Source organism: Bradyrhizobium sp. RT6a (assembly GCF_040547675.1).
Lineage (GTDB): Bacteria > Pseudomonadota > Alphaproteobacteria > Rhizobiales > Xanthobacteraceae > Bradyrhizobium.
The window spans coordinates 1-20480 of the sequence record NZ_JBEPQC010000015.1 but is presented as its reverse complement, the minus strand read 5'-3'; the positions used below and the strand labels follow the sequence as shown (position 1 = coordinate 20480).

Annotated in this window: 12 protein-coding genes and 4 pseudogenes; 6 read left to right on the top strand and 10 right to left on the bottom strand. The window is 58.0% G+C overall.

The genetic code is table 11. From position 1 onward, the window contains the following. Positions 1 to 157 precede the first annotated feature (157 nt). From ABIC03_RS38350 to ABIC03_RS38330, 5 genes and pseudogenes are all read right to left on the bottom strand, one after another. Positions 158 to 1480 carry a CHAT domain-containing protein gene (locus tag ABIC03_RS38350; protein WP_354065989.1) on the bottom strand — a complete coding sequence of 441 codons (1323 nt, stop codon included), beginning with the start codon at positions 1478 to 1480 and terminating at the stop codon, positions 158 to 160. Continuing rightward, a complete protein-coding gene (locus tag ABIC03_RS38345; protein ID WP_354065987.1) occupies positions 1477 to 2958 on the bottom strand; it encodes a hypothetical protein in 1482 nt (493 codons plus the stop codon). The genes ABIC03_RS38350 and ABIC03_RS38345 overlap by 4 nt, the downstream gene beginning before the upstream one ends. An 18-nt stretch (positions 2959 to 2976) precedes the next feature. Beyond that, positions 2977 to 3789 carry a gasdermin gene (locus ABIC03_RS38340; protein ID WP_354065985.1) on the bottom strand — a complete coding sequence of 271 codons (813 nt, stop codon included), beginning with the start codon at positions 3787 to 3789 and terminating at the stop codon, positions 2977 to 2979. A gap of 1625 nt (positions 3790 to 5414) precedes the next feature. Then, positions 5415 to 5707 (bottom strand): annotated as a pseudogene (locus tag ABIC03_RS38335) (adenosylmethionine--8-amino-7-oxononanoate transaminase); the annotation flags it as partial. Positions 5708 to 5869: 162 nt separating this feature from the next. Then, the gene (locus ABIC03_RS38330; RefSeq protein ID WP_354065981.1) at positions 5870 to 6115 is read right to left on the bottom strand and encodes a hypothetical protein; all 246 of its coding nucleotides are present in this window, start codon (positions 6113 to 6115) and stop codon (positions 5870 to 5872) included. 606 nt (positions 6116 to 6721) lie between these two features. Between ABIC03_RS38330 and ABIC03_RS38325 the strand changes: the two genes are divergently transcribed. Continuing rightward, positions 6722 to 7015: a hypothetical protein gene (locus tag ABIC03_RS38325; RefSeq protein WP_354065979.1), complete on the top strand. Its 294-nt coding sequence runs from the start codon at positions 6722 to 6724 to the stop codon at positions 7013 to 7015. A 450-nt stretch (positions 7016 to 7465) separates the two neighbouring features. Here the strand turns inward: ABIC03_RS38325 and panC are convergent, their stop codons facing one another. The 3 genes and pseudogenes from panC to ABIC03_RS38310 all read right to left on the bottom strand — a co-directional run bounded on the left by panC (position 7466) and on the right by ABIC03_RS38310 (position 10744). After that, positions 7466 to 8308 carry a pantoate--beta-alanine ligase gene (gene panC / locus ABIC03_RS38320; RefSeq protein ID WP_354066026.1) on the bottom strand — a complete coding sequence of 281 codons (843 nt, stop codon included), beginning with the start codon at positions 8306 to 8308 and terminating at the stop codon, positions 7466 to 7468. Then, positions 8283 to 9191, bottom strand: a complete 909-nt coding sequence (gene panB / locus ABIC03_RS38315) for a 3-methyl-2-oxobutanoate hydroxymethyltransferase (RefSeq protein ID WP_354065977.1) — start codon at positions 9189 to 9191, stop codon at positions 8283 to 8285. The genes panC and panB overlap by 26 nt, the downstream gene beginning before the upstream one ends. A 450-nt stretch (positions 9192 to 9641) precedes the next feature. Further along, positions 9642 to 10744: pseudogene (locus ABIC03_RS38310) on the bottom strand (8-amino-7-oxononanoate synthase). Positions 10745 to 12111: 1367 nt separating this feature from the next. Here ABIC03_RS38310 and ABIC03_RS38305 point away from each other — a divergent pair. From ABIC03_RS38305 to ABIC03_RS38285, 4 genes and pseudogenes are all read left to right on the top strand, one after another. After that, a pseudogene (locus ABIC03_RS38305) lies at positions 12112 to 13326 on the top strand (diaminopropionate ammonia-lyase). Positions 13327 to 13938: 612 nt separating this feature from the next. Continuing rightward, positions 13939 to 14502: a hypothetical protein gene (locus ABIC03_RS39375; RefSeq protein ID WP_502917362.1), complete on the top strand. Its 564-nt coding sequence runs from the start codon at positions 13939 to 13941 to the stop codon at positions 14500 to 14502. 677 nt (positions 14503 to 15179) lie between these two features. Further along, complete coding sequence (locus tag ABIC03_RS38290; protein WP_354065975.1) at positions 15180 to 15935, top strand: SDR family NAD(P)-dependent oxidoreductase; 756 nt, start codon at positions 15180 to 15182, stop codon at positions 15933 to 15935. Positions 15936 to 16103: 168 nt separating this feature from the next. Beyond that, complete coding sequence (locus ABIC03_RS38285; protein ID WP_354065973.1) at positions 16104 to 17018, top strand: polysaccharide deacetylase family protein; 915 nt, start codon at positions 16104 to 16106, stop codon at positions 17016 to 17018. A 103-nt stretch (positions 17019 to 17121) separates the two neighbouring features. On the opposite strand, the gene ABIC03_RS38280 is transcribed toward ABIC03_RS38285, so the two are convergent. After that, complete coding sequence (locus ABIC03_RS38280) at positions 17122 to 17769, bottom strand: TauD/TfdA dioxygenase family protein (protein ID WP_354065971.1); 648 nt, start codon at positions 17767 to 17769, stop codon at positions 17122 to 17124. A gap of 448 nt (positions 17770 to 18217) precedes the next feature. On the opposite strand from ABIC03_RS38280, the gene ABIC03_RS38275 reads away from it, so the two are divergent. After that, positions 18218 to 19405, top strand: coding sequence for a M24 family metallopeptidase (locus ABIC03_RS38275; RefSeq protein WP_354065969.1), 1188 nt, complete (start codon positions 18218 to 18220; stop codon positions 19403 to 19405). 516 nt (positions 19406 to 19921) lie between these two features. Here ABIC03_RS38275 and ABIC03_RS38270 read toward each other — a convergent pair. Further along, a pseudogene (locus ABIC03_RS38270) lies at positions 19922 to 20480 on the bottom strand (IS66 family transposase); the annotation flags it as partial.

Genomic DNA, 20480 nt, shown 5'->3' with positions numbered 1-20480 from the left:
GGACACTGCCGCTTCATGTTGCAGGACCTCCTGGACGATTTTGATTTCTGCTGCCGTTAGAGCCGAGCCGAGAGCGGCATTATTGGACCGGTCTACGGTCCGGAACCCTCTCCCGCGCGCAGCGGCAGGCTGTGCGCGCGGTGTGTGTCGATCTGCCTTATGGAAGTAGGAGAGGGATCGGATGCGATACCCGAAGGCCAGGATCTCCATGAAGAGTGTAGAGAATACCGAGTGGATTGTGATGAAAATCAACCAGATGCCATCGGGCGTGATGCAAGCTTTGGCCCGCAGTGCTGCCCCCAAGAAGGCTTACATAGAAGGCCTCGCAGATTGAAGCAGCGACCTGATCAGGGATCTTCGTCTCAGTACCTATCACTGCCCGATGCGACGCAGAAAAAGTGCGGGGAAACGTCGGCAGGCCCCTTGGGCTGCTCATTGAGCTGCCACAAGCATTGAGGAAAATTAGCGGGTTTCCGCTTGGGGTCGCCGATTTGGGATGTGCCTTTCTCACCTGGTGAAGCGCCGCCTTCAGTTCAAAAAGCGAAATCTCGAAGGGCCCGCAGGTCTCGCTTCCAAGAGTTAATTTGTAATCCGCAGCAAGCTTCGGGTTTACACGGCAGTGACAGGATACATGATGGATTTGATCGGCCAACTCACGATCACTCCCGTCGAAACGCTGAGACGACCGCCACAGTGCTTCGGCGAGCTTCGGCGCGATCGTCTCCTCGTCAACGCCCGCGTCAGTATGTCGCGGCCAGGGACCGTCGAGCTCAATGTAACTTGCCATGTCGTGGAAAAACTCACATTCCACCGTCGCGCCATAAAGAGTGCCGTCCTGGAAGAACTTGATGGGCAATTTACCTTCATTAAGCAGTAGCCGATCCTGATCGATCGACGCGAGAGAATCAAATTCGTTCGCATCATCGGCAGAATGAGGCATCGGCTCAACATAGCGAATGACGGCCGCCATGCCGAGAAAGCGAAACATGAATCGACGCAACTTTTGTAGATTATCAATTGGACCACGCTTACCCGGATCAAATGCGGGAATCAGGCCAAATGGAATAAGCTCGTTTGGCGCCTCAACTTCGACAAGGAGCGGCTCGTAGGCCACGGGTGGGCCGTCGTCGGGATGATAGGATAGGTGCCTGTGCACAAACTTCCAAAAACGCTCTTCGTCCGGTCCTTCGAACAGATCGAACATTATATTCGACCCAACCTTCTCGAGAGCCGACGCCGCCTTATCGATCTCACTCGAATTCGTTAGGTGCAGGAGCTCACGCGTTGCGCGGACAGCGAATAATAATTGCTCGGCCAACACTTCACGGAAGGATTCGAGTTGCGACCACATCAGTTTCGTCGAAACTTTTGTCAAACATCCATCGTGCTCGAGGCCAATGACCGCGGCCTCGTCAATTTGCATCAATATTATTCTGAATGCCGCGCCCCGGTCGATTACATCAACTATGCCCATCGTCATTCCTCGTCCGGGAACTTGGCGCTCATCGTTTGAACCAATCGGTTAGCTTGGAAAATCTTGATGAGAACGCCAATCGATTTGCCTTCGGCGTTCGTCACTTCAAATTGCTCAGTGGATGAGTCCCCATCAACAGGCACATCAATCCGGAATGATTGGCCTGGGATAACGGGTGGCCGAAAATTAACTCGAACATCGAATGGTATCCGAGCTCCACGGTCCGGTTTGTTCTCGCCGTCGCTTATTTGAATCGGAGCCTCATATTTGCGGGAGCGATCGGACTTAGTCGAAAATTTCAGCTCACCTCGGCATCCGATGCCCTGGGATGGCCTCAGGTCTGCAAGCGCCAAAACGAAATTTCCATTGTAGTTGATGATGGCGGCTCCATGGACAGCCTGGTCAATTTTCTGAGCTACTTCGTCGATCGACGTGGGGGGTTTTTCGACGACATCAGCATAGTTTCGCAGCACACGAAACGCGGGACTACCTTCGATGAGATTACGCATGTGATTGCGGCCCGCAGCGCGGCCTTTTGCACTCCTAAGCTGCTCTTCGTTCCTGTCCTGCGTGTAGACGGCGGTTAGCTTAAGCGCATCGCGCATGCGCTCTTGAACCTGCGGCGAGTCAAGCAGCCGTGCCAGATCGAGGATGTTGCTAATCCCGAGCTGCCGGAGTTCGTTGAGCCCGTGAGCCTTCCCTGATTCGTCACTTATCAGAACCCGGAGCTGCGCCTGCGCAACCCAATCGATAATCCAGGCCAGTTGCAGGCCTGTCACCGTAAATAACGCCCCGGGGTCAGCGTATGCAAGATTTTGCATGTTGCGAACACCGGCTTCATAAAGTCTGGCGAAGTGAATTTGATCGAGACCCGAGAGAGGCAACAGCAAATTTGTCGCATTTCGACGAGCTACCCATCTTTGAATGAGAGCAAGCGAAGGGCAACAGCCGATCATGAACGACAAGGCCAATCCGTAAGGTTGGATTTCCGGCGGTACCGGAGCTAGTCCGCCAAGAATGGTCCAAAGCAGCCAAACTGCTACCGCGACCAAACAGGCAAACACTATGTCGGTCGTCGCTTCGAATAAGGCTCGAGCGCTAAGAGCACCTCGCACGGCTGCAACATAGATTCGAAACAGGCTTGCAAGATACGCAGGCACAAGCACAAACAGTTGGGCCTGAGCGATCTGAGCAGCGAGCTGTGAAGCCGGATCGGCCGGTACCGCTCGTCCAAACCCAAAATCAAATACAATACCGGCAGCGACTGCGACGACGAAAGAGAAGATGAGTGCACTGAAGGTTAGCTTCCAATTTTCGGGCTTGACGTAAGCAAGCGAAGCCGCCCGAACAATCCCACCAATCCGGATACTGCGCTCACTTCGCTCGTTCCCGTACTCCGACTGAAGCAACAGCGCGACCGTGGTGATAGCAAGGTTTAAAACCAACACAAGCCAAACATGGTGGAAGTCATCACCAAGCGACACAGCGGCCTCTCCCGGTCGTCATTGATTTGAGCTGAGATCAAAAAATGCGTCACCCGTTGCTCGGTCACCGATCCAGGCGTAATCCTTCTCGGTTGTATCTAAGGTACCTTCGCGAACAGCAACAGGCTCGTTTGTTGCTCTTAATTTGAATTTACCCCCAACGGGCTCAATGCCAAACAGTTCGACACCTATGGCGAGGGCCTTTTTACCCGTGTAAAGCATTCGCCCGCCGCCCTTGCTTTCCGCATCGACCCGCAGATTACCCTCACCAAAGCCCTTCACACCAAGTTTCGCGTCGAGTGCCTGGCCCGCTGCGTCGGTCGAATGAATCTGGATACCGGAACTACGCACAATTGCGGTGATGACAAAGAGGCGGTCGCCTTCCTGGAAGAGAGACTGATCCTCCTTGATCTCGGCCGCGCCCAAAAAATTGCTGAGCGTACCAAAATTGACAGTCTCTCTCGTCAGCATCTTCAGCTTGATAGCGACGTGTTCGACCTGGTTATAGGCGCCGGCAGCTTTGGCGGAAGCACCGGGGACAAATCGAAGCAGCTTGTCGAGGAAAGAAAGTCCTGCCTTCGTTTTCAATTTTCCGGATGATTCGTCCTCCAATGCAGTTATGCTGTCGTCCTTTGGGCCTTTTAGATTTGGCAATTTGCCGGTGAAGACTTCGGTCAAGGGGCACCGGATGGTAGCCGTGCCCTTTTGCTGCTCGATGACCAGTTCACCCACCGCAAGTCCTTCTTGCGGAATCCGTAGCATATTCAAGTGGTAGGTCCCCAGGAGAAGTTGCAGCAGGGGATCAGCATGATCTCGCTTGCAGTTGGACATCACGTCAGCCTTTCTCTTGGTGAGAAATCGGTGAGTAGCAGCTCTTCTATTAATTGTGCCTAATGTTGCCGGACGTCCGGTGGCTCCAACCGAATATCTTACACTATTGCAGCCAGTTGTCAGTCAAAATATCAACGAAAGGTAGAACTTGTCTTTCGAACAGCGCTGCATTTAGGATGATTTCATTGAGCAGCACGACGGGCAACTCGCCTCCACCTCGCGGTGGCTGATGGCGCGTGCTTCGACGACCCGACGGCCGATCGACAACGAAGACTTCGTGCCCGAAGCTTCGCACTTGATATGCGGTTGTGACGCCGATAACGCCCGCGGCCCGACCAAGACGGATTCGGTGTGAGGCCAGAGCTCTCGCGGAGCTCCAGATTTCAGCGTCCCCAAGCTGTTGCACACCGCCAGCCGCTAAGCGTCTCGGCGCGGATAGCACAGCTCTTGCAGATCGTGACGAAGGCTGTCTTTGCCCCGGTAGGCGAGCGTGAGCGACGACGGCGATAGCCCGCTTGCGCTTCGGCAGACTCGCCTTCCACGAACATATGTTTTCGGGAGGAAAGAGCTTGCGACCCTGCGCGCGGCTTATCGCCAAAGGAATCTTGAGCGACCGAATCGAATTGCAGCGCTGGAAATCAACGGGCCAACAGCGTGCTCGGCATCACGAACCCTGGTTTTCTGTTGCGGGCTGACCCATCAAGAATGGGGTCCAAGCCAAGAAAAACCAAAATACAAAGAGTGGTACGACCGCGCAATCTGGTGCAATCGAGCAAACCTGGTTTCTTGAGGACCCGGCCGCAGCACGCTTATTGGTCCTGTAAGCCATGAAGTCGATGATTGTCGCCGAATTCTGTGTCACTTGATACTTCGATACCATCCTGAATCTACTCGGCCAATGTCCTTGTCCAATTCGCATTCTCCGCCGCAATTACTGGTGCCGTGCCTTGAGCCGAGTGCAACCAGCAAAGCCACCTTTGGTCGGCCTCCCGCCTCGCCCTGAAGCTGCCAACGCATTTCTCGGAGCAAAGAGCCTTCCGCCAGGAATAATGGCGGATCAGCCCAAACTTTCCACCGCACATCGCGCAGCACCTTGACTGATCGTGGTGACCATTACTGGAGCTGTTGCGCATTGTGGCCTCTCGGCGTTAGGTACGCACCTGGCATTCTCGTGGCCGCAGCACCACGCCCCCACGCAAAAGTGGGCGGCGCCATGTTTCACGATGTGTGCGGGACATCGGGCGCAAGTGTGAGACTGATGTGCGAGCCAGGCTTCATCCGAAGCGCTTCGGCTACACTGACGAATGTAGCAAGTATCTAATCTCGATTAATGCAATGAGTCGGCCACTCGCGACCCAATCCTGCGTTTACGCCCCTTGTTTGATGGATTTCAGCCAGCGCAGCGCAAGAGGGACCTAACGGCACTCTAAAGCTTGTAAGCGCCACCGCTGTGCGTTCGCACGGTTAAGGCGGCACCTGACTTCCTCCGCGAGCTTTTGAGTACGCATGATCACTGCGGGCGGGTGTGACGCAGAGTTGTGCCTGCCCCCCAGGCCAAGCTGAAGTGCTTGGGTTGCCTAAAGGCGCGGCAAGCGAGACTTCAGGTCAGCGCAGCGGCCGCATCCCTGAAGCTTCGCACCGAGTTCAGCCAGGTAGCCTTTATCGCTCGCTTTCAGATCGAGTGCTGCGATGGGGCCAGTCCGACGGACATTTCCGAAGCGCGAATCGGCGCGGAGTACCTCAACCGCCTCGTCTTGCATCATGCCGACCGACGCCACGCGCTGGTGAGTTTCCGGATCGTGCCAGAGATCCAGGTTGGCCTTTGCCGCGAAGCGGAACACGTGGGTTTCGCTGTATAAGAACTCCAGTGAAAGAATGTCCGTGTACGATCTTTTGAATAGTGAGCGTCTAAAATATCCTATTTGGCTCGCTCGACTGGTGCGCCGCGCCTACTAGCATTGCTCAGGGGCGCGGCCGTTCACCAGCGAAAAGCGCTTGTATGCGAAACGAAGCTCTTTCGCGATTTAGGTAAGCCTCCACCAGACTGCCCTTTTGTTGCAATGCAATCTAGCTCCTAGCGTTACAGAGATTTGCGCGCATTTCGCGCCAGGCTTTTCTCAACCTCTACCATTGTCTTTTCGAAGGCGTCGCGCAGCGATTGCGCGTGGGCGGTGCTCTCCGGCTCCGTGAGATATGCAACCTTAATCAGCAATCTGTTCAATAGATTCGTGACGCGAGCATTGTCGGAGTGCCGGCTTCGCAGAACGGTGATCTGTCGTCGTATCTCGACAAGGTCGAGCGATTCATGCTCCGGCTGCTTGATCAATCTGGAGCTCGCTATATCGCGTCGGCACTGAACGAAGCCGACAGCCGACTATGATTGCGTGCGGGACTTCGTCATCTTGGACCCGGACGGATCAATGTCCGGCGCGCCCATCTTATTGGTCAAGGCTGCGCTCGCAACCGAACTCCAAAATTAAGCTTGATGGCACGGCCGCGGGTTAATTCCGGAACCTATCACGGTACAGAGAGCATGTGGCATTCCGCTTGCCCGTCCGGGATCGAGGGCCCGCCCGACAAGGAAGGCCTGATTCAGGTCGAGGCAAAGGGATGCAAGAACTGTCCCCGTTTCGGCCCGCAGAGCTACATCTCAACGCGCTGATCGCGATCTGTGGTGCCTCGTCCAGCTTATGAATTCCGACATTCTCGAGGAAGAAGCTGAAGTTGGCGTCTTTGACGTGCGGCAGCATATCTATCCAATGCTTGCGGACAACCTACGTGCACGTCGAGACAAGCTCACATCGACAACTAGACTGCCCGAAGAAACAGCGAGATCGAGCCAGCAGCGCGCGGCCCGAGCCCGCAGATCCAAACATAATACGGGCTCGCGCGACGAAGAGCTTTGTCGTATAGAGGACCTTTGGGAGACATCATGAGCGATTGGAAAGCCGAACTGAAAGCGTTGCAGGCGCAGACTGATGCGCTCACAAAGTCCGTCGCCTCCGAGATCACCGCTTCTAATTTGTCGTCAGCAGCTTCTGCGTCGGCGCCAATGCACGAGAGTATCGCGCCTCCCCAGTTCGGACCAATGGATACGGTCATTTCAGAGCGCGATGAGATCAGCAAGCGTGTCGAGAACTTTCGAGCTCACCAGCGTCGCTTCGCGCGCGAGAGAGAAAAGTTTGCTACGTCCGTGATCGCAAAAATGCGCCGGCCCGGTAGCTAAGTCGCGGCCTCCTCAACCCGACGGAGCCGTAAGTTGGGCCGGTGCGCAGGTTTCTCCACCCGGAATTCACCCAGGCACGCACACTTCCGCGCGGCCGGCTTGCGCGATGCGATATTCGGCAGCTGCGGCCACCTCGCGCCTCCCGATCGATGCATTTCTATGGAGCGTCAGGTCTGTCCTTGGCACATCTGGAAGCCTTTGAGGACGGCAGCCATGCAGCATGTCGAAGATTGTCCGGGCCTAAAACGGCGAGTGGCTTTTCGGCCTCCATGCGATCTGGAACGGGCACGGACGCTTTGATCAACTAGCCTTGGGTGGGAGTTGTACCTGAGGCCCCCGCGCAACAAGGTCGGCGCGACAACGGCAAGCGCCGGCTACATCTTGCCAAACTATATCGTGCCGGCAGGCGAGCACCTATGAACCTGCTCCAAAAGAGACGGATGAACGCGTTCAGCGGTTCAGGATCACATTGTCGATGAGCCGGGTCCGGCCGACATACCCCGCGACGCAAATAGCGGCGGGGCCACTGAGGGGACTTGCGGCTGGCCTGAGCGTATGGGCATGGACAATTTCCAGGTACTGCAGGTGATCGATCGACTGCAGATGCCACTCGGCAATTCGTATCAGTTTCTCGGAGTCACGCTCACTTGCGCGAAATGCCGCCTCAGCCGCGAACAAGGCTCGGCTGATTGCAAGGGCGCGTTGACGTTCCTCGGCGTTGAGATAGCGATTCCGACTGCTCATTGCGAGCCCGTCGTGTTCTCGAACTGTTGGCACGATGACGATCTCGGTCGGAAGATCGAGATCAACTGTCATCCGACGAACGACCGCACATTGCTGCAGATCCTTCTGCCCGACGAAGGCCACGTTGGGCTGGACCATGTTGAATAGCTTGCAGGCGACAGTCGCGACACCACGAAAGTGCCCAGGCCTGAAGGCTCCGCATAACCGCCGCGCCAAGTCGCCCGGTTCAACGAAGGTGTCAAACTCAGGCGGGTAGATCTCCCGTGCATCTGGTGCGAAGAGGAAATCTATCCCGGCCTCTGAGCACAGCCTTTGGTCCCGGGAGAAATCACGCGGGTAGACACTTAGATCCTCGTTTGGCCCGAACTGAGTTGGGTTGACGAAGATGCTCACGACAGTCACTGGGCACCGAGCCCGGCTCGCCTTAACCAAGGCCAGGTGTCCCTCATGCAGGCAACCCATCGTCGGGACGAATCCGATGCGTCTGTCGTTCTTGCGGGAGTCTGCGAGAGCGCGGCGGAGCTCAGCGGCCGTTGTGATTGTCTGCATGTTCTGAACCATCAGAGAGAGATCGAGGCGCCCAATTTGCGATCACGCCGCCAAGACGTTCAGGCAGCTGATAAGCCTCCTGTCGCCCGGGAAAAGTGCCGAGACGAACGTCAGCAGCCCAGCGCGATAGCGCCTCCTGCATCACTTGAAAACCGTCTGCATACGCGCGAACGAATTTCGATCGGCGGCCCTCGGCCAATCCGAGTACATCATGCAAGACGAGCACTTGCCCTGAGCATCCGGGTCCGGCGCCGATTCCGATGGTTGGTATGGCTAGCGACTCGGCCGCCCGCGCGGCAAGTTCCGCCGGGATTCCCTCCAGGACGAGAGCGAAACATCCGGCCTCCTGCAGACGGTGCGCGTCATCAAGCAGGCGCAATGCATCATCCGCGTTCCGGCCCTGCACCTTGAATCCTCCCATCACGTTGACACTTTGCGGCGTCAGGCCAAGATGGCCCATAACAGGGATCTCACAACGGACCAAGGCGCGAACCATGTCGACGCGGCTGGCACCTCCCTCGAGTTTCACGGCATCGGCACCGCGCTGCAGAAAGCCCCCGGCATTGCGGATTGTCTCCTCGGCGCTGAGGTGAAAGCTAAGAAAGGGCATATCGGCTATCAGGAGAGCACGGGGCCCGGTGCGCGCGACCGCCTCTAAGTGATGGTTCATCATCGCCATGGTGACCGGAAGGGTGCTGTCAAACCCGAGACAGACATTCCCGACACTGTCGCCCACAAGAATAATGTCCACGATCGGATCGGAGATGCGAGCGGTAATTGCGTCGTAGGCAGTTGTCATTGTGATGCGACGCCCTTCCCGCCTCCATTTCTGCAGGGCGGGAATAGTAACGCGCTCGATAGGCGCTTTCAAAACGTCGCTCATTTTCGATCCTGATCCATCCTGGCCGGGCACTGCTGCCGGATTCCACGGTCGGCGTTTGCTACTAGCGGCGCGAGAAAGCGGTCAATACTGGCGCGAAGAAAGCAACGTTCCTCTCCAAACGTTAGGTGCGGCGCGCCAAAACTTCTCATGATCGCGCGATCATTGGGTCAAGACGTCTCCGTCTGGCCCCGGGTATCTGCGTCGCCATGTGCCCGAACCCACCTGCTGCCTCCATCGATTTCGGCAAGGATAAACCGATGCGGATATGGGGGCGTAAGGCCCCGCACAATCCGATCTGGCGAGAGGCTTCCCAGGCGTGGACGAGTTCGCTATCAACCCCCTTCAGCTCCGGCCTGAACCGCCTCCACAGCGCGCCGGCGAGACCGGCGAGCGCGGCGGAGAATTTTGTCTTGCTCCGGTCTCGGCTCGTGCCTTTCAGGAGCCGGAGGTTCAGCGGGAATACCCTCTCGTCTCTTCAGCCAGCGCATCCAGCATCGATGTCGCGTCCCTCTCGTTGACGTTCAGCGTCAGCGAAATTCGCAGACGGGCCGTACCCGCCGGCACCATTGGCGGCCGAATCCCGCGAACATCGAAGCCTCGCTTCCGCATGGCGGAGGCGAGCCCGTTCGTATGTGCATTGTCGCCCACAATGTAGGGTATGATCTGTGAGTTAGATGAGCGTGGAAGGCCACGCGCTTTCATCTCGCGATGCGTGAATGAGATCAGCTTTTCGAGACGTTCAAGGCGCTCAGGTTCTTGCTGTAGGATCAATAAAGCCTCCCGGACAGCAACAGCGACTAGCGGCGATGGTGCGGTAGCGTACATGAACGGGCGACAGCGGTTGATGATGAAGCCGCAAACTGCGCTGGAGGCAGTAACGAGTGCCCCCGTGGCCCCGAGCGCCTTTCCGCACGTATGAATGACAACTACATTGTCACGCCCCGCGTAGGGCGCGGCTAGCCCTCGTCCCTGCTCACCGTACACGCCCGTAGCGTGGCCCTCGCAAAGCATCAGGAACGCGCCGTACAGGGCCGCCAATGCGACGAGCTCTTCCAGCGGAGCGAAATCGCCATCCATCCCGTAGAGGCTCTCGGTCACGATCCAGACGCGCCCCATTCCGCCTTGAGCCCTCCAGTCACGGATTGTATTTTCCACCGAGTGGGGATCGTTGTGGGCGCTTATCCGAAAGTCGGCCCGGCCCGCTCGCGTCCCGTCATGGATACTCGCATGAACGAGCGAATCGACAACTACTAGATCGCCTCGCTGCGGCAGCGTTGTCAAACATTGGCGGCATAACCACCGTCGAAAAAAAGGGCCCTCTCTGCTCCAAAGAACTGAGCCGCTTCCGCCTCGAGCCGTTCGTGTTCCTGGCAATTGCCCCGCAGGAGCCGCGGGCCGCCCGCCCCGATTGGGGTGCCGGCCTCTATCGCACGGGAGACAGCCTGTCTCATGCGTGGCGCACTTGCGAGCGCCAGGTAATCGTAAGATGCGAAATCAATTCCTGCGCGCGGCTCAGGGCCCCGCGGCCCGCTGTTTTCCTCCCGGGCGTACAAAGCAGGCCTACAATCGGCGTTCTTGGCGGAACGCCTCGAATTCACACGTGTTCTCACGACTGAACCAGCGGTCTCAAAGCAAGCCTTCTCTCTCCGTCCTGAGCAAAAGGGGCTAGCATTCGCAGCCAGCGTTCCAGCCCAGCACGATACGATTGTTGCGGTGGACCCGCACAAGAGGCCGAGCCAAATCGAGTCATAAAGCGGCTTGGACGTTGATCAGCGATTGTTGCGTGCAGACAAACCAAAACACCCGTGGCCCTCGTAAGGCCACGCCGGAGAACAAAGCTTTTGCACCGCATCCGTTACGTTCCAACCATGAGAGCGGTTTGCGCAATCCCCGCGAAGCGCCGCCTTCGGACTGGTCATGTGATGGGCGATGTGCGAGCCGTAGCCGCAAGTTTCCGGAAAGCCGCTAGACTTGATAAGCAGGTTTGCGAGTTGCACACGGCTCGCATCGAAGCTCTCGCGGTGGACCGCGCTTGAAGTCAGCCCCAAAACAGGTCATGCAAGGCGCGGGCCTCGGCACGACGCCGTTCTCCGCGAAAAGGTGCGCTCTTCCGGAGGTCGTTCGCTTCCGCGCCAGTCTGCATTGGACGCACCCTTGATCACATCATCTTGCAGGGCGCCGCCCACGCCTGAAGCTGTACGTCCCTCCCGGAGCAGAAAATCGCCTACTTCTGCTCGAGTGCGCACATATCAAGCGGCTATTCCTGCATCAACGCAGGTCTTCCTCGCAGAAGCCGATGCCGTGGTGGTTCGTAAGCTCCGCATAGCGAGTTGCTCCCGCTCGGAGCCCCTTTAGGTCGGCTCGCACATGCCCCCCGCGCGCCCGCGAAGGCCGCCGTAACCGGCCGGCTGCCAAGGACATCGATGGCGGCTTACAATGCACGTCACGGGTACGAACAGGCCGTGGGCGGCACCGGGAACGCGCTCTTCATACGTAGTCTCAAATCCGATCGGCAACTTGCGAGCAGGCGGCGAGCTATATGAAACTTGTTTAAGTCGATCCTTTTGGTCCTCGCACAGTTCTGTCTGTCGGTCGGGCTGACGCTTCCGATCGTCACGATCAGGACGGATTGAATAAGAACGGCCCGAGGCCAGCTTAAGAAGGATGCGAGCGGGTCGCTTTCCCGCAATTGATGCAGCTTGTGAATTTGACCGTCTGCGAACCGATCGAAGATGCGGCCGAGGGCCGCAACTCGACACGCAGGCATCACCCGCCGGCTGGCCCGGACAGGCGGGGCTTCATAAGCGGGGCCTCCGACTTGTCGGGGATTCCAGAGAAGGCGTGACATCGCCGGCATAGCGGCTAGTCTACAAAAAGCACGCCGCCGCGATGCTTCTCTGCATTCCTGAAAGTCGAAACCGTGTTGCTTCTCAACCATAGCATTGGGCACCGCGTGCCATTGGAAGTCTCGGATGCCAATCTGCTAAGTTGCGAAGCCGCGCGCGAAGTGGAGCGGTTTCTTAGACGCCGCGATGGTTACAAGGTGACGCCGCTGATTTCCCTGCCGTGCCTTGCTCGCGAGATCGGGGTGGGCGCGATCCAGCTGAAGGACGAGGGTCATCGATTCGGACTTGGCAGTTTCAAGGCGTTAGGCGGGTCCTATGCCGTGATCCGCCCTGTGTTAGAGGAAGCAACTCGGCGTTTTGGCCGGCCTATCGACATCTCCGAGATTCACAGACCTGAGGTGAAGGCGCTAGCAGAGGCGGTCACGGTGTCCTGCGCAACGGATGGCAACCATGGCAGGTCAGTAGCGCAGGGCGCCCATCTCGTTGGGGCGAACTGCGCCATATTCGTTCACTCGGGCGTCAGTGAGGAGCGTATTGCCGCCATCGCCCGGTTTGGCGCGCGGATACTCCGCGTCGATGGCAACTATGATGACTCCGTGGCCGAAGCTGCGCGAGTTGCCGCGAACAATGGTTGGACGACCGTATCCGATACGTCCGGGCCAGGCTACGAGCGTATTCCGATTTGGTGATGCAGGGCTACACGGCTCTCGTGAGTGAAGCCTTAAGGCAGTTGCCCGAGCGTCCGACTCACGTCTTTGTCCAGGCAGGTGTCGGTGGAGTGGCCGCAGCACTCGCCGGACACTTATCGGCTTTTATGGGGGGACTATCGTCCGTTCTTCACGGTAGTCGAACCCTCACCCGCAGCGTGCCTCTTTGAAAGCGCTTGAGCCGGACATTCGGCTAAGATTGCTCATGGGCAGTCGACCGTAGTGGCGATGCTCGAATGCTACGAAACTTCGCTCATTGCTTGGCGCATCCTTTCGCGCGCGGCCGACGCGTTTATGACTGTCGATGACCAGGACGCAATCAGCGCCATGAATCTTTTGGCCAATCCTGAGGACAGCGACCCCGCTGTCGTTGCGGGTGAAAGTGGCGGGGTTGGTCTGGCGGGGTTGCTGCGGGTTGCTGCCGACCCGAGCTTGCGCGGTCAGACTGGTCTTGGACCTGACGCACGGGTCTTCCTCATCAACACCGAGAGTGCGACTGACCCTCGTCTGTACGAGCAGCTCGTAGGTGAGTCTCCGGCGCAAGTAGCCGCGAAAAATCATGGAAAATCGAGCAGTTCGTGATCGGCGGCCCCAGGCCGGCCCCGCGGCCGGAGGGAACCAGGCTGACAAAAAGCGGCCGCGCAAGCATTAAGCGTGGTTGAGAGCTGCTGCACTATTTCTGCCACGAACTAGAACTGGACGCACCTTTTCGGCACGAAAGGGCTGGCTTTGCTGCCTTGCCGCGCGCGCAAACGCTATGAGTTTGGAGTTCGCAATCCAAACGCCTTCGTCTCAGCCCATGCGACCACATGCGCATTTCTTGTCGATCCGGCACAGCAGTTGTGAGCGGCTTCATAGTTGCGTTACAGCTCGCCGGGTGATCTTCGATGCGTGGACTCCTTATCGTTCTCACGGCTTTCGTGATCATGTTGGCGGCACGTGGCCCGCACCAGACTGCTTTTATGCCGCACCCGACGGCGCCCCTACCACCCGTCAACGTACCCTAGCCAAGCCCCCTGGCGCCTGGAAAAGTCACGAAGGTGGAGGATAATAGGAAAGGCATCTTGATGCTGCTCTGGCTGATGTCTCCGATCTATACCGCTGCCTTGGTGGCCGGCACCTCCCCCGAGCACTAGAACGTCAGCCTCATATTCAACGCATCCGGGAGCGGCCGCCACCGCCGGGCGATTGCCCATGCTGAGCCGTGAGCACTTCCTCCCGGAGCAGTCTCCAGACCTCAAACTCAGGTGGCGAACGCACATCCTCGCTTTCGGAGCGGAGTACTTCGCGGATATCGACGATATGTTCGATTCGCCCCCGCCGGGAGGTCATCACCGCCACGAACTGGCCGAGCACGACGGCTTCGTCGGTGCCACGGGTAATGAAGAGGATCGTCTTGCCGGTCGCCTGCCAGATGCGCGGGAGTTCGCCCTGAAAGCGTCTCGCCCGGCGTCTGAATCCCTGATCTGTCCCGGTCTGAACAGACCATCCTTGACTAGCCAATCGATCCACACCTGTATTTCACCATCGGAGATCACCCCGGCTTTGGAGGTGACACCGGTGCTTTTCCAGTATTTGATGGACGAGGCGTCTTCGTTGCGCTTGCGATCCGCGACGATCCTCTCAAACTGCATCCGCACTTCGGCCAGGGGCGCGGTCTACGCCCATTCGACCGCGCGGGAAACGCCCTCAGCCAGCTTGCGGGCGGCATTGGGGTGGTCGTTGATGTTTCTCGCGCAGGACATACCTCCTCGGTAAGCTGGCCGAGGCGCGCGCGGCCATTGGGTGATTGCCGGCCCACCCGAAAAGATCGCCGACAATATCCAGCACTGGTTCGAAGCTGGTACCGCCGACGGGTTCAACGTCACCACCATTCCTCCCAGGCGGGTTCGAGCTGTTTGCGGAGCAGGTGCTACCGATCCTGCGGCAACGCCCCAGGCATCGCTTGGCACAGCCCTCGCCTCGATTCGAATCTATCGCCAAACGCAATGCACTATTGCTGCTATTCTCGTGACAGCGTGCATTTTTTCGTCCGGACCAGGACCAACCTCGCCGTCTTACCGCAAGAAGAGATGATATCGAGTTATAGCACCCCAGCTGACGACAGCAGGCTCTATCTCCCTTCCGTCGGACTTGGCTTGGTTCGTATGGCGGCACCGGTCAGCGCCTCGTCGCTTGCGCGGCGCTCAACATCTTCGGTGTAAGCGGGTCTACGTGCCTTAATCGAGACTGCCGCTCCGGTAGCAAATTTCGTACCCGATTGTTGGAAGCATTGACGTCGTTCACAGACAAGGCCTTCGCGTCTTTGGGTCGTGCATCCCGGAGAAAACTTCGGAAAGTCTCCTTTAAAGCATTCCGGTCGCTTCCTGAGTTGTAACAGCGCGTTCAAACACCGGAGCGGCGACCTACGCAATGGCAAGATGTGGAGCAGCTTGATGGAACGTTTCAAAGGCAAAATCGCAGTTGTAACCGGCGGCGGAGGAGGAATCGGAGCCGCCGTCTGTAAACGATTGGCTCGCGAAGGTGCGGCGGTCGTCGCTGCCGACATGTCCGCGCCAGCTTTGCAGTCAGTCGTTGCCGACATTGTTGCCGGTGGCGGAGCGGCGGAAGCTGCCATCATCGATCTTCGTAATGAGAGCGCGAGCCGCCTCATGATTGAAGGTATCCTCGCACGACATCAGCGCATTGATGTGTTGGTAAACAACGCCGGCATTTTCCGCGGTGGCAAGCTACTGTCTTTGTCGGATGATGATTGGCGGCTAAGTTTTTCAGTGAATCTCGATGCAATATTCCACCTTTGCCGAGCCGTTCTGCCGGGGATGATCGAGCGCCGCGCGGGGGCGATCGTCAATATCTCTTCGCAATGGGCTCTAAGCCCCGCCCCAAACTGCATCGCCTATAATGTGACCAAAGCAGCAGTTGCATCGTTTACCCAGAACCTTGCCAGGGACTATGCGCCTGACGGGATACGCGTCAATGCAGTCTGCCCCGGTGAGATACATACCCCTATGCTGGAGGAGGGTCTAAAGCGAGCGGGCCGAACAGTAGAACAACTAAACAAACTAGTCCCATTTGGGCGAATTGGTACTTCGGAGGAAGTGGCGGCGCTTGTGGCGTTTCTGGCCTCGAACGAAGCACCCTTTATATGCGGGTCGTTGGTCGAGATCACTGGTGCACAGGCCGTTGCCTGACCAACAGCGAGTGGTAGGCGGGCGGCAATTGACCGAGTCGCAGGAGAGGGTCAAAAGAGGCCGGTGGCGATGACCATGTCGCAGGTATGCCGCCAGCTACCGAGAGGATCTGGCGTCAGTCTCACCCCAAGCGCTCACGGGGGCCTTGCATATAGAAGGAGGTTGAAGGTGATCAAAAATCCGATTCCTTGGCCGAACGGCGCACGGTGCGCAGTGGCCTTCACATGGGACGTCGACGCAGACAGCGCCGTTCACGCTGCCCGCCCAGACAGCGCCGACAACCATGTCGCGACACTCTCCTTCATGCGGTACGACCCGGAAATTGCCGTTCCTCGGATTATCGATTTGTTCAGGCGCTATAACATCCCCTTGACGTTCTTCGTACCTGGCTGGACGATAGAAAACTACCCGGCCCCAGTGGATCTCATGCTCAAGAATTTGCATGAGATTTCTCATCACGGTTACCTCCACCACGACAATAACGCGATGTCGCGTCAGCAGGAGATGGAGGTACTTTGCGAGGGCATTGAGATAATCACCCGCGTGTCAGGTCGCAGACCGCTTGGCTATAGAACACCAATGATATCATCGAATGGTGTTTCGAGGCATACGATCGACCTTCTGATCGAGCAAGGCTTTCTATATGACACGTCGCTGTATGGCGATGATATTCCTTACGTGCTTCGCAACGATAAGGGATCCCTAATTGAAATACCTTGCATCCAAGGATTAGGAGACTGGTATCACTACATGAGCTGGCGCGATTTTGGCTATAGTGCAGCCATCAAATCTCCTATGCATGCAGCTGACGTGTTCAAGGCGGAATTTGATGCCGCGTGGGAATACAAGGGAATGTGGATGTGTGTGTGGCATCCGTCGGTGAGCGGGCGACTCGCGCGATGTACAGCCATTGAGCCGTTGATCAAGTACATGATTGAAAAAGGCGATGTCTGGTTTGCGTCGATGTCTGAGATCGCTTTGCACGTCAGAGAGGTCATATCATCCGGCACATGGAGACCACGCATCGATCAGGTGCCCTATTACGCCAGCCCGGCTCGGGACGCCGCCGCCAAGGAACGCTAGCGCTTGCGACAGCGCCAGCCGGCGCCCAAGTCATGCCTCCCCTAGACTGGCGAGCAATTCGGGTCTTTCTGAGCACGGTGGCCTGTTCTGAGCAGCGTCAGCCTCAAAACCAGCATAATGCTAAACGCGTGGCCCGTCTCAAAGCGTAGTCGGGCGCAAGTCGCGGCATTCGACCTTGAGCTGCTCGCCCCTCTCGCTGCTTGGGGTTTTTGCGGCTTGACCGCGTGAGGCAAGGAGGGGAACCGAGGCCGCGCGCATCGCGACCGGCCGCTGTGGAGTGATCATTGGCAGACTGCGTGAGGCGGTTATCCCAGATCGCAACGTCGCCCTCCCTCCACTTCCAGCGCACGCTGTTGTGCGGGGCCTTGATGTAGGAATGGAACAGGTCAAGCAGCTTTTGACCGGTATGTGTCTGGAGGCCGACAAAGCGGCGCACGGTACAGCCAAGCATGAGCATGCGCTCGCCGGTTTGCGGATGAGTGAGCACCACCGGAAGGGGCGTTTCGTAGATCGTTCCGGTGAACATCTCCTCGAGTTGCGCTTCTTTCACCTCGGTCGAATGGTCTTTCAAGCCGTGTCGATCGCCATTGGCGTGAACTGCCCAGAGTTCGCCAGCGAGCATGCGCATCGATAGCGGAAGATCATCATAAGCGGCCGCCGTATTCGACCAAACCGTGGCGCCGCCATAAGGCGCAGCCATTACGGCGCGCAGCACAGCGATACTTGGTGCTTCGTCAGATGTGACACTCAAATAGAATCACGGCACAGCTCCGGGCAGACGGCCCCGTCTTCGCTGCCCGTCTCGAAAGCTGGACCTTTCACCGTTACAACCAGCTCAGCGGCTGAAATCCGGCGACGACCGCCTCTAAATGCGGGATTTAAGCGTGAGCGAGGAAATGATTGCACTATATGGTACCGAGACATCTTTACTGTCCAGATCGACTAGGAGAATTGCGGTTTCGCGCGCCTCGTTCAGCGGGTAAAGGGCAGGAGGATAGGCGAGAAGCGGCAGGCGGCTAGGCCGCATGCAACACGGTTGGCCGGCCTACAGCTTGCAACGATGCGCGGCGAACCTGTCGATCCATTGAGCCCGCTTCACGTTCAAGCTCATGCCGTTTTCCGCCCCGCCCGACAGTGTCTTATGAATGGCCGTTCGGACACGATCGGCTATGATGTCTTGGTAGAAAAGGAGCTATGTCATGAGGCCGACTGGAGACGGAATTCCATTTGCAAAGGAGGAATTTTCGCGTCGCTTGGCGCTAGTCAAGCAGGAGATGGAACGCCGAGAGATGGATACGCTGCTCATCAGCGAGCCATCAAACATCTATTATCTCACAGGATACGAGGCTTACTCCTATTACGTGTTTCAAATGCTGGTTGTCCATCGCGAGCTTGATGAACCCGTCTGGATCGGCCGGTTCATGGATGCGGTGTCCGCTCGGCGAATGACGCATCTTCCAGAGACGGCCATACACCCCTATACCGACGAATATGTGCAATCGTCAGAACGGGATCCAGTCGATTTCCTCGTCGCAAAACTCAGAGAGATTTGCCCGACCCTGAAAGCCGTCGGGACTGAGACGGGCTCATTCTACTACACTGCAAGGGCCCATACCAAGCTGCTTGGCTCTCTCCCGAACGTGCGCTTCGTTGATGCCGAACTCCTGATCAATTGGATTCGCATTCGCAAAAGCCCAGCCGAGCTCGCGATCATGCGGGAGGCTGGCACGATTTCAAGCGCGATGATTGCCGATGCTATCGAGGCGGCAAAGCCTGGCATGCGCGAGTGCGATCTGGCCTCAGTGATCTACCAGCGCATGATCGCCGGCACCCCGGAATACGGCGGTGTTTTACCGTCGAGCCCGACCTATTTGCTGACGGGCTCGCGATCAGGCGAACCGCATGCGCCCTGGTCGGATCGCTCAATTGGCACAAACGTTCCCGTAAATGTGGAGACCTCTGGCTGCCGCCGGCGCTATCACGCCCCGATTAGTCGCACGATATTCCTTGGCTCGCCACCGGACTCCTATCTGCGGCTCTCCAACGCTGTGGTCGAAGGTATCGAAGCGGCATTGGCGGAGGTGAAACCTGGCGTCACTTGCGCGGATATAGAACACACCTGGCAAGCTACGATTGCCCGGCACGGCTTCCACAAGGAAGCAAGACTTGGTTACTCGATAGGAATTGGTTTCTCGCCGACTTGGGGGGAACGGACCGCGAGTCTCCGCAGTACCGATCTCACTGTTCTTGAGCCAGGCATGGCATTTCACATGATGCCGGGACTATGGCTCGGCGACAACGGGGTCACCATTACTCAATCGTTCATTGTGACTAAAACTGGCCGGGAGGACTTGACAACGTTCCCGAGACAATTGGTCATAAAATAGAACTCCTTCAATGGAGGCTGCACATCTAGGCGGAGGCGGTTCTCGCCGCCTCCATGGAGCACGATTTGCTGCGAGTTCGCCGTGTTTGGCGGGCGCGGCTTTGTCCGGCATCCTTGCACTGCTCTCAGCATTCCCGTCGGCGCATTCGCCCAAGCCATAAGGCGACCAAGTCTTAGACGGCGAGGGCCGGAGCATTCGCTGCATGACAGGCCTTTGCGAGGCATCGCGGACGCCACAAACCACGGCTGCAACAGCCGTCCGACAGTGAGCGGACGGGCCGGGGGAGCGTTTAGGGCGGCGCGGCGCTTGAAGGGGCATCGGCGCGCCCGCTCGGTTGGCCGTAAGATAGCGGCGGCCGATCCACGGCGACGCTCCGGACGCCATTGTCGTGGCGTGCGGATGTCCCTCTTCTTCCACACACTCACTCGCGAGCCTGACGGTACGCATACGACGAAGGCCGCCTGATTGACGCATGCGCGCGAGCGCGACGAGCTCTATGAAGGCGTTGCGTGAAGATCAGGCAGCCTGCTGATCGGCGGGAGTGTCGCCTTGGCGGAGGAGCTTCCATTCCCAGGGCAGCAGTTCGTGCAGACGCGATGCGGGAAGATCGGCGATACGGGCGACGATATCGGCGAGCCGGCCTTGGGATCGACATCGTTAAGACGACAGGTGGTGATCATCGTCAGCATGATGGCGGCACGGTCGGCACCATGCTGGCTGCCGGCGAAGGTCCAGTTGCGCCTTCCCAAGGCGATGCATCTCAATGCGCGCTCAGCACAATTGTTGGTCAGGCAGATCCTGCCATCGTCGAGGAAGCGGCCGAAGTCGTCCCAGCGCCTGAGCATGTAGTTCATGGGCTTCAGGACCTCGGAGGAGCGCGAGAGGGTTTCTCGCTCTCGGAGCAGCCAGGCGTGCATGTCGTCGAGCAGCGGCTTGCTTTTCTCCTGGCGCACGGCTCGCCGCTCGTCGGCGCCGCGGCAGTTGATGGCGCGTTCGATCTCGAACAACGCGTCAAGGCGTCTGACCGCCTCCAGCGCGATCGGAGAGACTGGTTTGCCCTCGCGGCCTTCCCGGG

Bases quoted from the DNA above. Each gene is read 5' to 3' on its own strand.
- ABIC03_RS38350 (WP_354065989.1), bottom strand. From the start codon at position 1,480: ATGACGATGGGCATAGTTGATGTAATCGACCGGGGCGCGGCATTCAGA.
- ABIC03_RS38340 (WP_354065985.1), bottom strand. From the start codon at position 3,789: ATGTCCAACTGCAAGCGAGATCATGCTGATCCCCTGCTGCAACTTCTC.
- ABIC03_RS38325 (WP_354065979.1), top strand. From the start codon at position 6,722: ATGAGCGATTGGAAAGCCGAACTGAAAGCGTTGCAGGCGCAGACTGAT.
- panC (WP_354066026.1), bottom strand. From the start codon at position 8,308: ATGCAGACAATCACAACGGCCGCTGAGCTCCGCCGCGCTCTCGCAGAC.
- panB (WP_354065977.1), bottom strand. From the start codon at position 9,191: ATGAGCGACGTTTTGAAAGCGCCTATCGAGCGCGTTACTATTCCCGCC.
- ABIC03_RS39375 (WP_502917362.1), top strand. From the start codon at position 13,939: ATGCTGAGCCGTGAGCACTTCCTCCCGGAGCAGTCTCCAGACCTCAAA.
- ABIC03_RS38290 (WP_354065975.1), top strand. From the start codon at position 15,180: ATGGAACGTTTCAAAGGCAAAATCGCAGTTGTAACCGGCGGCGGAGGA.
- ABIC03_RS38275 (WP_354065969.1), top strand. From the start codon at position 18,218: ATGAGGCCGACTGGAGACGGAATTCCATTTGCAAAGGAGGAATTTTCG.